Origin of the sequence: Pseudoalteromonas sp. SR44-8 (assembly GCF_014163635.1) — a bacterium.
Classification (GTDB): domain Bacteria; phylum Pseudomonadota; class Gammaproteobacteria; order Enterobacterales; family Alteromonadaceae; genus Pseudoalteromonas; species Pseudoalteromonas rhizosphaerae.
Genome location: NZ_JACJDS010000030.1, coordinates 22,201 through 35,792, shown reverse-complemented (window position 1 = coordinate 35,792; position 13,592 = coordinate 22,201). Strand labels below are relative to the sequence as shown.

Genomic DNA, 13,592 nt, shown 5'->3' with positions numbered 1-13,592 from the left:
TCCAGCCAATTTTATTTCTTTGATTTTCCCCGTTGGAGGGTAGCGCTATCATCAGTACAGCTAACATCACCATGCAATTTGGTGCTAAACCGTTATTTGAGAATATTTCAGCTAAATTTGGCGAAGGTAACCGTTATGGTTTAATTGGCGCAAATGGCTGTGGTAAATCAACATTTATGAAAATCTTAAGTGGGGAATTGGAACCGTCAGCTGGTAATGTAAGTACTGATCCAAATGAACGTGTTGCTAAACTAAACCAAGACCAGTTCGCTTACGAAGAATATTCAGTTATTGACACTGTGATAATGGGCCACAAAGAGCTGTGGGCGATTAAACAAGAGCGTGATCGTATCTATAGCTTGCCTGAAATGAGTGAAGAGGATGGCATGAAGGTTGCCGATCTTGAAACTGAGTTTGCTGAAATGGATGGCTATTCTGCAGAATCTAAAGCCGGCGAGCTACTAATGGGCGTAGGTATTGCAACTGATCAGCATTACGGTCCGATGTCAGAGATTGCTCCTGGTTTTAAACTGCGAGTGCTTCTTGCGCAAGTGTTATTTTCAGATCCAGATATCATGCTACTCGATGAGCCAACTAATAACTTGGATATTTATACTATCAAGTGGCTTGAAGATGTACTGAATCAACGTGATTGCACAATGATCATCATTTCCCATGACCGTCATTTCTTAAACTCTGTATGTACGCATATGGCTGATATTGACTATGGTGAATTGCGTATTTACCCAGGTAACTATGACGAATATATGTTTGCAGCAACGCAAGCTCGTGAACGCTTATTAAGTGAAAATGCCAAGAAGAAAAATCAAATTGCCGAGCTACAACAGTTTGTTTCGCGCTTTTCAGCTAATGCATCTAAAGCAAAGCAAGCAACATCTCGTGCCAAGCGAATTGACAAGATTCAATTAGATGAAGTTAAAGCATCGTCACGTCAAACACCGTTCATTCGTTTTGAGCAAGAAAAACAGTTATTCCGTAATGCCCTTGAATTAACAAACTTAGGCCAAGGTTTTGACGATATGCTGTTCACTGGCCTTGAAGGCTTAGTTGAAGTAGGCGAGCGTATCGCTATCATCGGTGAAAATGGGGTTGGTAAAACAACACTGTTAAATACTTTAGCAGGTCGTTTGGCACCGAAGCAAGGCGAGTTTAAATGGTCTGAAAACCATAATATCGGTTATTATGCGCAAGATCATGCTGATGAATTTGCCACCGATATGAACTTATTCCATTGGATGGAGCAATGGCAGCAAGAAGGCGATGATGAACAAGTTGTTCGCAGTTTCTTAGGCCGTATGTTGTTCTCACAAAATGATATTAAAAAGTCTGTAAAAGTAATATCTGGTGGTGAGCAAGGCCGCATGTTATTTGGTAAGATTATGATGCATAAACCAAATATCCTATTAATGGATGAGCCAACGAACCACATGGATATGGAGTCAATAGAAGCATTAAACCTTGCGCTAGAAGCATATGAAGGTACGTTGATGTTTGTATCTCACGACCGTCAATTTGTATCCTCAGTTGCAACCCGTATTTGGGAAATCAAAGACGGCAAAATAATTGATTTCAGAGGTACTTACTCTGAATATTTAGCCAGTAAAGAAGGCTAAAGCTCAATTTACATACTGATCAAAAAGCCATGCTAGTCATGGCTTTTTTGTTACTCGATATTCGCAATTTAACAATTAATACGTGTATAATGACCGCCTTTAATGCGGACATAAGTCCGCTATAGGTATTAAAACCATTACTGAGGAGTATTTATGACTGTTGGCATTATTATGGGTTCCAAGTCAGATTGGCCAACTATGGAACATGCGGCGATCATGCTGGATAAATTTGGCATCGCTTACGAAACTAAAGTTGTATCGGCTCATCGTACTCCTCAACTACTCGCTGATTACGCAAGTTCAGCAGCAGAACGTGGTATTAAAGTAATTATTGCCGGTGCCGGTGGTGCAGCGCATTTACCAGGTATGGCCGCTGCTTTCACATCGTTACCAGTATTAGGTGTGCCGGTTAAGTCTAAAACGTTAAATGGCATTGATTCATTGCTGTCGATTTGCCAAATGCCAAAAGGTGTTGCAGTAGGTACATTAGCAATTGGTGAAGCTGGTGCTGCAAATGCAGGATTATTAGCTGCACAGATTTTAGGTTGTCAGCAACCGGAGATATTTGCCAAAGTTGAAGCGTTCCGTAAAGAACAAACCGAAACTATTTTAGCTAACCCAAATCCAGCAGAGTAATATGACTATTTTAATTTTAGGAGCCGGCCAATTAGCACGTATGATGTGTTTAGCTGGTGCGCCATTGAATTTAAATGTGGTTGCGTATGATGTTGGTAGTAAAAAAATTGTTCACCCATTAACTGGGCAAATCTATACTACAACGTTAGAGCAAGCAATTGTAGACGCTCATGCGATCACCGCTGAGTTTGAGCATATTCCTGATGATGTGCTAACGCTATGCTGTGCAAGCAAGAAGTTTTATCCGGGTAAAGCCGCGATTAAAACGGGTGGCGATCGCGCCCTAGAAAAAGCATTACTAAGTAAAACCGCGGTTAAGTGCGCACCATATCAGTTGATCACTGAAAAAGCCCATTTAGAACAAGCCGTTGCTAGCTTGGGTAAGCCATTAGTTATCAAAACCTGTCAAGCCGGTTACGATGGGAAAGGCCAGTGGCGTTTAAAATCAGATGATCAAATTGAGCAGATATGGTCACAAATGGCTGATTTTATTGCCTCCGGTACTGAATCCGCGCCACACACTATTATTGCCGAACAAATGATCCCATTTGATCGTGAAGTATCAATCATTGGTGTTCGCGATAAAAGTGGTAATACCGCTATTTATCCACTTACTGAAAACCAGCATACCAATGGTGTTTTAACCTTATCTATCGCCGGTAAAGAAAAAACTGTGATTCAACAACAAGCTGAAGATGCATTTAATAAATTGGCTAATGAGCTTGATTACGTTGGTGTATTGGCGATTGAGTTTTTCGATGTGGCAGGGCAGTTATTGGTCAATGAAATTGCTCCTCGGGTTCATAATTCTGGTCATTGGACCCAACAAGGCGCGCATTGCAGTCAATTTGAAAATCATATGCGTGCAGTCTCTGGGCTGCCATTAGGTAGCACACAATTGCAGCGTGTTACGGCAATGGTGAATGTGCTCGGACAAGCCGCGATTCCTCAGCAAGTACTAAGCATTGCTGAGGTTACGAGTCATTGGTATGGTAAAACAGCAAAGCCTGGTCGTAAAATGGGCCATATTAATGTATCTGCTGCGAACCTTCATGAGTTAGGTGAACGCTTAGCACAATTGTCGGAGTATCTTCCGGAGGAAGATTATCCCGGCGTATTAGCGGCCAGCACCGCGTTGATTTTAAATTAACTAAAAAAGCCGAGTTTATCTCGGCTTTTTACTTGAGGAATGGTTTTATGATTAGCGCTAAATACAGAACCGTGGTATTCGCTTTTTTCATGGCATTATTTATGTCTGGTTTTATGTCATTGGTAATTTCAATTTTTAATGTTGGTTTAATTGATAACATAGTTTCTATTTGGCTAGCGGCGTGGGCTTTTGCATTTTGTGTCGCATTTCCTACCGTAATTCTTGTAGCGCCAGTTGTGCATAAGCTCACTACAAAGATTGTGCGCTCGTAACGAAGGGATTATTTTGTCTGTGTCTGATCGGATTAAAAAGCCTCTATACTTGCTTTTTTTTGGCCTGTGTATCACCCCTTGGATTGGTGGTGGTAGTGCCCTAATTTGTGGCGCGATGTTTGCTTTTTTGCTCGGTAATCCATTTGCAGAGCTATCCCAAAAGGCGAGTAAATGGATGCTCAAAGCCGCGGTGGTTGGCTTAGGTTTTGCTGTTGATTTTAATCAGGTGATTGAAGTTGGTCGCAGTTCACTGGTACTGACCATAGTCAGTATTACAGCGATCATTGGTCTTGGTGAAATTTTAACGCAAGTCTTTAAATTAAATCGTAACACAGGTGTATTAATATCATTCGGTACGGCCATTTGTGGAGGCAGTGCGATTGCAGCGATGGCGCCTGTAATTAAAGCTAAAGATCACGAAGTAGCGGTTGCACTTGGTGTAGTGTTTTTATTAAACGGTGTCGGTTTGCTACTATTTCCAACCATTGGTCATTACTTTAGTTTAAGCCAACACCAATTTGGTTTATGGGCAGCGTTAGCTATTCATGATACCAGCAGTGTAGTAGGGGCCTCAGCAGCTTATGGAGCTGTGGCACTAAGTATTGCTACAACAGTTAAGCTCACACGTGCGATGTGGATCATTCCCTACACTACGATTGCAGGTGTCTTTTGGCGCTCAGAAGAAAAGGCCAGCATTCCTTTATTTATTGTTGGTTTTTTAGCTGCTGCATTGATCAATACGTATTTGCCTCAATTTACGGATCTCTGGCAGCTGATCAACACCGTAGCAAAACAACTATTGGTAATGACTTTATTCTTAATTGGCAGTGGCTTATCACTGGCTGTATTAAAACAAGCAGGACTAAAGCCCTTTATAATGGCAATTATTTTATGGATAGTCGTAAGTAGTGTCATTTTGTTATTAATTTTAGATGGATATATCGTATGAAGAAGCAGTTTTCTATCGCCACATTAGCGTGCCTATTAATCAGTGGTTTTTCTAACTCAGCATTGGCCGCATCATCTTTACGTGTAGCCACGTTTAATGTGAGCATGGATGCAACAAATTATGCTGAAAATGATAAGGACGTTGATCCTAATGGCCTGGTAAATGCGTTACAAACAAATCATCCACAAATCAAAAATATTGCCGAGATCATTCAACGCATTCGCCCTGACATTTTATTATTAAATGAATTTGATTATGTCAGCAAAGCGCAAGGCATTGATTATTTTAAAACGCACTACCTTGCTAAAAGCCAAAATAAACAGCCCGCTATAGATTATCCGTACAGCTATGTTGGCCCAGTAAACACAGGTTTGAAAACGCCATTTGATCTAGATAATGACGGCCAAGCAACTGGTATTAAAGGGGATGCATTTGGTTTTGGCTTTTTTGAAGGCCATTATGGTATGGCCGTCTTATCTCGCTACCCAATTGATTTTGATAAAATTCGTACCTTACAAACCTTTAAATACAAAGATATGCCAAATGCTAAAATCCCAATTGATCCAACTACAGGTGAAAATTGGTATAACAACGAAGAGTGGCAAGCTTTGAGGCTCAGCTCAAAATCGTTTTGGGATATTCCTGTTACTGTAAAAGGTAAAACGCTGCACGTTATTGCATCGCACCCAACGCCTCCTGTATTTGATGGTGCTGAAGATAGAAACGGCTTACGTAATCATGATGAAGTACGTTTGATTAAAGATTATATCGCCAGCGCAGATTACCTCTATGACGATCATGGTGTCAAAGGCGGGTTAGCTGAAAAATCACGATTTGTTATAGTCGGAGATTTAAATGCGGCTCCTGAAGGAGATAAAAAACGCCCAGATACAACGGATCAACTTTTAAAAAACTCATTAATAAATAGTCAATTTACACCAACTAGTAAGGGCGCTAAAACCACTTACAGTGAAAAATATGCTGCGGCTTACACAGCTTACTGGCAAGCTCGTGCAGATTATGTTTTGCCTTCAACTTATGGCATTGAAGTCCATGACGGTGGGGTATTTTGGCCAACTAAAAGTAGCGAGTTATACCGGTTAATTAAAGATCGTAATGCATCGTCAGATCATCGCATGGTGTGGTTAGATATTTCTATAAAGTAACTTGGTTATTAAACAGCAAAGTTTGGCTGTTTGTCTGAAATAATTGCTATTACATAGGCGCTTCTGCTTAAATTGGGGGAATTACAATAACCTTACAGAAGCCCTATGATTTTTAAATCTTCTACTCAAAAAACCTTAATTGCACTTGCCGTAGCATCCAGCGTTATGTTGTCCGGTTGTCAATCAACCGCATCTACCCCTAAAGAGCAACCACAATCAACTGTTGCCAGCGTTGTTGTAACGCCTGCTGATACAGGCAGCAGCGCGATCACACTTGAGCAAGCAATGGCTCATCCTGATTGGTTAGGCCGCCAAGCAGAGCGTGCGTTTTGGGCTGCTGATTCAAAAACAGTTGTCTATGCGCAAAAACAACAAGGTAATGAGCTTCGAGACTTATTTACACAAGTTGTTGATAGCCAAGCTGCAAGCCAAGTAGCGTTAAATAAGTTGCATACATTAGGGGCTGATGATGCTGTTTATTCAGCGGATCGTACACAGCAAGCCTATGTATTTGAAGGTAATATATTTGTAAAGAACATCAATACAGGTGCAATTACACAAATTACTCACGACAGTGCTAAACAATCTAAACCACAATTTTTAACTGATGGTAATTTAGCTTATCGTCAAGGAAACACTTTTTATAAAGTAGATTTGGCAACGGGACTGCAAGCTGAGCTTGTAAATCTTCATTTGAGCGATGCACCAAAAGGAGTTACAGAGCCTGAAACTTACATCGCTAAAGAACAGCATAAACTGATTGATTACATTGCGCTGACTCATAAAAATAAAAAAGATAAACAAGCGCGCAAAGAGCAACTCAACCAGCAAAATAGTTCAATTGCCGATGCTCAGTTTTACTTAGGTAAAGGCAATGAGTTAGCCGATGTGCAGTTATCACCAAATGGTAAAGCATTAATTGCTGTTGTCACTGAGGCCAAACCTTGGCGAGATGAAGCCGACATCATGCCAAACTATATTGCTGATGATGCACGGGTAAAAGCTGAAAAAGTACGTCGTCGTGTTGCTGATGAAAAACCACAAACCTCGCAAGTTATCTACATAGATTTAACTGAGCAAACGCAAACAGCACTCGCATTTGATACCTTACCTGGTTTTGATGAAGATGTATTAGCGGCAGTTAAAAAAGAAAACTATGCCCGTGACGGCAAAACATATGAATCTAAAAAAGAACTTCGTGCTATCAACCTAATGATGGATTGGGGATGGGATCAAAGTGCTATCGTCTGGAACAAAGCCGGCACGCAAGTCGCGATTATGCTTGAAGCATGGGATAACAAAGACCGTTGGTTAGCTACTGTTGATGCTGAAAATTCCAAACTTGTTTCACAACACCGTTTACACGATGATGCATGGGTTAACTATGCTTATAACGATTTTGGCTGGTTAAATAATTCAGATACCTTGTATTATTTATCTGAAGAAACTGGCTATAGCCACCTATATAAAAAACCACTCAATGGTAAAGCAACACAACTTACCAAAGGTCAGTTTGTCGTATCGAACCTCACACTAACAGATGACGACAGTGCAATTTATTACAAAGCCAATGTTGAGCATCCTGGTCTATATGAAATCTACCGCGTTGATCCACAAACGGCAAAATCAGAGCAAGTAACCAACTTAGACGGTATGACCGACTATAAATTAAGCCCTGATCAAAGCAAATTATTGTTAACACATTCCAAAATCATGGCTCCACCAGAGTTATATGTTGCTGATGCAAAAGCGAATACAACTGCAACGCAGCTAACTCATACAGTATCGAGTGAATTTTTAGCAAAACAATTAATTGCGCCTAAAATTGTTGCGGTACCGTCAAGTCATACTGAACAACCGGTATACGCTAAAGTATATTACCCAGCAGACTATGTAGAAGGTGAGAGCGGCAAAAACCGCAAAGCGATCATTTTTAACCATGGTGCAGGTTATCTACAAAACTCACACATGGGTTGGTCAGGTTACTTCCGCGAATTTATGTTTCATTCATTACTAGCCTCTGAAGGTTATGTAGTGATGGACATGGATTATCGCGCATCAAAAGGTTATGGACGTGATTGGCGTACGGCGATTTACCGTCAAATGGGTACCCCAGAAATTGAAGATTTAGCCGATGGTGTTAAATGGATGGCTGAAAATGCCAATGTTGATACCGGTGCTGTGGGTACATATGGCGGCTCTTATGGTGGCTTTATGACCTTTATGGCGTTATTTACTCAGCCTGATTTATTTCAAGCCGGGGCTGCGCTTCGTCCAGTTACCGATTGGGCACACTATAATGGTCCATACACATCAAACATTTTAAATCACCCAGATGTTGATCCAATTGCGTATGAAAAAAGTTCGCCTATATATTATGCGCAGGGACTTAAAAACCGCTTATTGATCAACGCCCCTATGGTTGATAATAATGTGTTTTTCCAAGACTCAGTACGCTTAGTACAGCGTTTAATTGAGCTTGAAAAAGAAAACTTTGAAACGGCTATATTTCCAGTCGAACCACATGGTTTTGTACAGCCTTCTAGTTGGTTAGATGAATACCGTCGTATTCATAAACTATTTAAAGAAAGTTTATAAGCACTAAATTTTTAGACAACGCCAAGCTTATGCTTGGCGTTTTTTTATATAATTTATCAGCAATGGCGTTGCGAGTACTATTCCGCCAATTGCACCTATTAAGTGAGCATCAACAGCAACCCGAGAGGCAATTAATTTACTCACTTCAGCACTGGGGCCATGAAATTGTTCATAAGCAATTTTAAGCCAAATACCGATAAACAATAAACCGCCGCTTTTCATGCCAACTTCAATATCTTTGATTGCCCCCCACACAATTACACCATGCAGTAGTGCACTCAATCCGGTGTAAATGTGAATGTCAGGACAAAAAAAGTAAACCCCAATACCGCACCAAGCAGCCAAAAATAAGGTGTGCAATGCATATTGCGTCGGTTTTGTATGCTCAGCATGTAACGCCCATATCAGTACGATACCGGCACAATTTAATGCTAAGTGCGCCCAGTTAGCATGCACATATTGGCTCGTGATCAAACGCCAAACTTGGCCTTGGTCAATGAGCTGGCGATTAAACTCTAAAACATCATTTAAATTAAACGCTGCAAATAGGGCGCTTAATGCCATTAAACACAGCGGGGGTAAAATATATCGGGGTTGAAGTGGTAAATTGACCATTTTATTCTTATTTTTACAGCAAAATTTTGCATATTGTGCCCGTTTAACTTTAAGATGCCAAACATCTCAATGCAATTAAGGTCTTTTTATGTTTTTACCTTTTAAAACCAGCGTCGTCTTTAGTTTAACTCTTCTCACTTTACCTGTTTTAGCCACTCAAACACCACGAGAAGTACGCGAGCCAGAAGCCGCTACAGGCCATCAACTTAAGCAACATGTAACTGGTCAGCAGTATATGGTTGCTGCGGCAAACCCCTATGCTGCTAAAGCAGGACAAACCATACTCGCTAAGGGCGGCAGTGCAGTCGATGCTGCCATTGCAACGCAATTAGTCTTGACCTTGGTCGAGCCGCAATCATCAGGAATTGGTGGTGGGACTTTTATGCTGCATTTTGACAAAGGTCATAATAAGCTAACCAGCTTTGATGGCCGCGAAACAGCGCCAAGTAATGCTGACGAAACATTGTTTTTAGATGAAAAAGGTAACGCGGCACCTTGGATTGAAGCAGTGGTTGGCGGCCGTTCAGTGGGTGTACCTGGTTTATTGCATGCCTTTGCTAAAGCGCATCAACAATATGGCAAACTTGCATGGGCGGAACTGTTTAAACCGGCCATAGAACTTGCTGAACAAGGATTTGTAGTATCACCGCGTTTACATGCTTTGTTAGCCAAACAAATAAACCCTGGGGTGACAACACTTCCAGTGATCCGTGATTATTTTTTTCCAGATGGTAAACCGCTTGCTGTTGGCACTGTTAAAACGAACCAACCACTTGCTGAAGTTTACAAAAAAATCGCCAGTAAAGGCATTGATGCTTTTTATAAAGGCGATAACGCTAAGCAAATGGTTGCTGCAGTCACTCATTCTATTGTGGCACCAGGTACTTTAGCATTAACCGATTTAGCTAATTATAAAAGTAAACAACGTGACGCAGTTTGCACCCCTTACCACAGTTATAAAGTATGTTCCATGGCACCACCGAGCAGTGGCGGAGTCGCGGTGTTACAAATTCTCGCTTTGCTTGAAGATAAGAACATGGGTCAATTTAAAGCTAATTCTGCACAAGCCCTGCATTATTTTAGCCAAGCATCGCGACTCGCTTTTGCGGATCGTAATGTGTATATGGGCGACCCCGATTTTGCAGATATTCCTACTAATGAGCTACTCGATAAACGCTATATCGAGCAACGGACAAAATTAATAAGTGAGCGAGACGAAAAAGCCTATGCAGGGCAACCTCGTCCATTACTGAGTTACGCACAAGATGATGCGTATGAATTGCCATCTACTACTCATGTATCTATTGTTGACAGTGAAGGGAACGCGGTATCAATGACCAGCTCAATAGAAATGGCGTTTGGTTCAACGGTTATGGTGAACGGTTATATATTAAACAACCAATTAACCGACTTTGCCTTGTCGCCGCGCAAAAACGGCAAATTATTAGCCAACCGCGTTGAAGCAGGTAAACGCCCGCGCAGCTCAATGTCACCGGTGATGGTGTTTAATAACGATGGCAGTTTACGCTTAGTGGTCGGCTCACCTGGCGGTAGCCGAATTATCGACTATGTCGCGCAAGTAGTTATTGGCGTATTAGATTGGCAACTAACTGCTCAACAAGCCATTGACTTACCAAGAATTACTAATCGTAATAATTATACAAGTGTTGAAAAAGGCACCGCTATAGAGGCGATTATTCCTGATTTACAAAAACGGGGTCATACAGTAAAAGTCGTCGATTTAAACTCTGGCTTGCATGCGGTTGAAGTCGTCAATGGCACTTTATTTGGTGCCGCAGATCCTCGCCGCGAAGGGATCGCTTTAAGTGAGCAAAGTATTGTTCTTAAAGAGCACGAAATGCCAGTGAATAAGCCTTAATTGACATCGTGATTTAATGTACAATCTACTTTTACGTGTGTGTTAAGCGCACACGTCTTATTTTCTCCTAATGGTCTGACAAGATTGAATATCATTGCTTTTTAATATTCAACAGTAATAATGACAGATCGTAACTTAAAGACTTCGTTAAGCTTGGACTTATGACTACAAATACTGACCCAAATTATCTTTATATTCATCACTCAGGCCCAGGTCTGATCGAAACGCCACTCTTAAATAAAGGCAGTGCATTTACTCAAAAAGAGCGTGAAAGTTTCAACCTTGCGGGATTACTGCCTCCTCGCTATGAAACGATTGAAGAGCAGGTTGAACGTTGTTATCAACAATATTCAAGTTTTAAAGACAACCTAAATAAACACATTTATTTACGCGCCATCCAAGATAACAACGAAACACTTTACTATCGTTTAGTGCGTGACCATCTTGAAGAAATGTTGCCTATTATCTACACCCCAACCGTGGGTGATGCCTGTGAAAAATTCTCAGATATTTATCGCAGCGCGCGCGGTTTATTTATCTCTTATGAAGACCGTTATCAAATCGATGATATTTTACGTAATGCGACCAAAGGCAAAGTAAAGGTTATCGTTGTTACCGATGGTGAACGTATTCTTGGTTTAGGCGACCAAGGTATTGGTGGCATGGGCATTCCAATTGGTAAGCTATCACTTTATACCGCCTGTGGTGGCATAAGCCCAGCTTATACGCTACCGGTTATGCTTGATGTAGGAACGAATAACGAAAAGTTATTAAACGATCCTATGTATATGGGCGCTCGCCATAAACGTATTGCACAAGATGAATACGATGAATTTTTAGATCTATTTATTAAAGCCGTTAAGCGTCGTTGGCCAAATGTATTATTACAATTTGAAGACTTTGCACAACCTAATGCAATGCCTTTATTAAAACGCTACCGTGATGAAATTTGTAGTTTTAATGATGATATTCAAGGCACAGCGGCGGTTACAGTTGGTTCGTTACTTGCTGCATGTCGTGTGAAGAGTGCACAGTTATCAGAACAAAAGGTAGTGTTCGTAGGTGCAGGCTCCGCAGGCTGTGGTATTGCCGAGCAAATCATTACACAAATGGTGTCGGAAGGTATTTCTGACGAGCAAGCCCGCAGCCAAGTTTTCATGGTTGATCGTTTTGGTTTGTTAACACAAGGCATGGAAGGGCTGCGCGACTTCCAGCAAGCACTTGCCCAACCTACAGATAAATTAGCTGATTGGACATACAGCGGTGAATACGCGTCATTGCTAGATGTGATGCACTGCACAGCTCCTGATATTCTCATTGGTGTATCAGGGCAACCTGGTTTATTTACTGAGCAAGTTATTCGCGCCATGCATAATGGATGCGAACAGCCCGTTATTTTCCCGTTAAGTAATCCATCTAAGCAAGTTGAAGCACTGCCGGAAGATGTGATCAATTGGACACAAGGCAAAGCGATTGTTGCAACTGGCAGTCCTTTTGCACCGGTTGTTTATGACGGTGAAACATTTGTAATTCCACAGTGTAATAACAGCTATATTTTCCCTGGTATTGGTTTAGGTGTCATTGCGGCGAAGGCCACCCGTATTACTGATGCAATGCTCATGGTGTCGAGTGAAATATTGGCAGAATCATCACCTCGAGCTAATACCGGTAAAGGGAGTTTATTACCTGCACTAACAGAAATTGAAACACTGAGTAAACGCATTGCTTTTGGTGTGGCTAAAAAAGCCATCGAAGAGGGGGCTGCACTTGAGATCAGCGATGATATGTTATGGGCGGCAATTGACAGAAATTACTGGTTACCAAAATACCGTAATTACAAACGTTGTAGTATCTAAGTGATCACTGCTGATTAACTAGTAAATTATCTAGAAACAGGCTTCGGCCTGTTTTTTTATGCTTGTTCATTTTAAATTAACCGCGTACGGTATCTAATAACGTTATTAAAACTATTAAGGATATGTATGCGTTATTTACCATTGTTAGCCGCGACTCTAAGTTTCAATGTATTTGCAGCCAGTACACCAGATGCCCCACACATTTACATTCAAGGCCAAGCGCAAATCTCCACTATTGCCGATAATGTAAAGTTAGGCGTTGCAATTGTTGAAGTTGATAAGGACTTGATGAGCGCTAAACAAAAAGCTGATCAAACTATGGCTAAAGCGATTAAATTAGCAAAGCAGCAGGGGATTGATGAAAAAAGTATTTATGGTTCACAAATCTCAATTAACCGAGAAAATCAATACAACCGTGAAACAGGTAAGCAAGACTTTATTGGTTACCGGGTTAGTCGCACACTTTCACTCACACTGACGGATGTAACAAAATATCCATTACTGCTGCAAAGTTTAGTGAACGCAGGCATTAATGAAATAAACCAAACTGAGTTCACATCGAGTCGTTTTGAGTCATTGCAAAAGAAAGTGCAAAAAATGGCAATTGCAGATGCTAAATCAGCGGCAAAAGAATTTGCTGCTGATTATGACGTAGAACTCAAAGGTTTGTATAGTGCTTCAAATGCCCCTATGAACGTATCAGCTCAACCTTATATGCGTGCTGAAAAAACCATGTTGTCAGACAGTAATTCTGGCAGTTTCGTCCCTGATGCCTATCATGCCGGCGAAATCACAATTTCGGCAGACAGTTACGCTATTTATCTAATTAAAAATTAA

Annotated in this window: 11 protein-coding genes; 10 read left to right on the top strand and 1 reads right to left on the bottom strand. The window is 41.1% G+C overall.

The window, feature by feature from the left end:
* Positions 1-47 precede the first annotated feature (47 nt).
* From H5183_RS15175 to H5183_RS15145, 7 genes are all read left to right on the top strand, one after another.
* Positions 48-1,634: an ABC-F family ATPase gene (locus tag H5183_RS15175; RefSeq protein WP_182732098.1), complete on the top strand. Its 1,587-nt coding sequence runs from the start codon at positions 48-50 to the stop codon at positions 1,632-1,634.
* 153 nt (positions 1,635-1,787) lie between these two features.
* Positions 1,788-2,270, top strand: coding sequence for a 5-(carboxyamino)imidazole ribonucleotide mutase (gene purE / locus H5183_RS15170; RefSeq protein ID WP_145233343.1), 483 nt, complete (start codon positions 1,788-1,790; stop codon positions 2,268-2,270).
* A gap of 1 nt (position 2,271) precedes the next feature.
* Positions 2,272-3,420: a 5-(carboxyamino)imidazole ribonucleotide synthase gene (locus tag H5183_RS15165; protein WP_145233346.1), complete on the top strand. Its 1,149-nt coding sequence runs from the start codon at positions 2,272-2,274 to the stop codon at positions 3,418-3,420.
* A gap of 47 nt (positions 3,421-3,467) precedes the next feature.
* Entirely contained in the window at positions 3,468-3,692 is a 225-nt protein-coding gene (locus H5183_RS15160; protein ID WP_145233348.1) for a DUF2798 domain-containing protein, read from the top strand.
* Between the two features lie 13 nt (positions 3,693-3,705).
* Positions 3,706-4,641 (top strand): putative sulfate exporter family transporter, encoded by a 936-nt coding sequence (locus H5183_RS15155; RefSeq protein ID WP_182732077.1) that lies wholly within the window; start codon positions 3,706-3,708, stop codon positions 4,639-4,641.
* A complete protein-coding gene (locus tag H5183_RS15150) occupies positions 4,638-5,807 on the top strand; it encodes an endonuclease/exonuclease/phosphatase family protein (RefSeq protein ID WP_182732076.1) in 1,170 nt (389 codons plus the stop codon). Before H5183_RS15155 ends, H5183_RS15150 begins: the two co-directional genes overlap by 4 nt.
* A 105-nt stretch (positions 5,808-5,912) precedes the next feature.
* Positions 5,913-8,405: a prolyl oligopeptidase family serine peptidase gene (locus tag H5183_RS15145; protein WP_182732075.1), complete on the top strand. Its 2,493-nt coding sequence runs from the start codon at positions 5,913-5,915 to the stop codon at positions 8,403-8,405.
* 27 nt (positions 8,406-8,432) lie between these two features.
* Here the strand turns inward: H5183_RS15145 and rrtA are convergent, their stop codons facing one another.
* Complete coding sequence (gene rrtA / locus H5183_RS15140; RefSeq protein ID WP_149981163.1) at positions 8,433-9,020, bottom strand: rhombosortase; 588 nt, start codon at positions 9,018-9,020, stop codon at positions 8,433-8,435.
* 88 nt (positions 9,021-9,108) lie between these two features.
* On the opposite strand from rrtA, the gene ggt reads away from it, so the two are divergent.
* From ggt to H5183_RS15125, 3 genes are all read left to right on the top strand, one after another.
* On the top strand, positions 9,109-10,899 hold the full coding sequence (gene ggt / locus H5183_RS15135; protein ID WP_182732074.1) for a gamma-glutamyltransferase: 1,791 nt from the start codon (positions 9,109-9,111) through the stop codon (positions 10,897-10,899).
* A gap of 161 nt (positions 10,900-11,060) precedes the next feature.
* Entirely contained in the window at positions 11,061-12,755 is a 1,695-nt protein-coding gene (locus H5183_RS15130; protein WP_145233359.1) for an NAD-dependent malic enzyme, read from the top strand.
* A gap of 126 nt (positions 12,756-12,881) precedes the next feature.
* Entirely contained in the window at positions 12,882-13,592 is a 711-nt protein-coding gene (locus H5183_RS15125; RefSeq protein ID WP_182732073.1) for an SIMPL domain-containing protein, read from the top strand.

What these genes read in the sequence shown, in the direction of transcription:
- H5183_RS15160 (WP_145233348.1), top strand. Translation starts at nt 3,468, where the DNA reads ATGATTAGCGCTAAATACAGAACCGTGGTATTCGCTTTTTTCATGGCA.
- ggt (WP_182732074.1), top strand. Translation starts at nt 9,109, where the DNA reads ATGTTTTTACCTTTTAAAACCAGCGTCGTCTTTAGTTTAACTCTTCTC.
- H5183_RS15165 (WP_145233346.1), top strand. Translation starts at nt 2,272, where the DNA reads ATGACTATTTTAATTTTAGGAGCCGGCCAATTAGCACGTATGATGTGT.
- H5183_RS15130 (WP_145233359.1), top strand. Translation starts at nt 11,061, where the DNA reads ATGACTACAAATACTGACCCAAATTATCTTTATATTCATCACTCAGGC.
- rrtA (WP_149981163.1), bottom strand. Translation starts at nt 9,020, where the DNA reads ATGGTCAATTTACCACTTCAACCCCGATATATTTTACCCCCGCTGTGT.
- H5183_RS15145 (WP_182732075.1), top strand. Translation starts at nt 5,913, where the DNA reads ATGATTTTTAAATCTTCTACTCAAAAAACCTTAATTGCACTTGCCGTA.
- purE (WP_145233343.1), top strand. Translation starts at nt 1,788, where the DNA reads ATGACTGTTGGCATTATTATGGGTTCCAAGTCAGATTGGCCAACTATG.
- H5183_RS15150 (WP_182732076.1), top strand. Translation starts at nt 4,638, where the DNA reads ATGAAGAAGCAGTTTTCTATCGCCACATTAGCGTGCCTATTAATCAGT.
- H5183_RS15125 (WP_182732073.1), top strand. Translation starts at nt 12,882, where the DNA reads ATGCGTTATTTACCATTGTTAGCCGCGACTCTAAGTTTCAATGTATTT.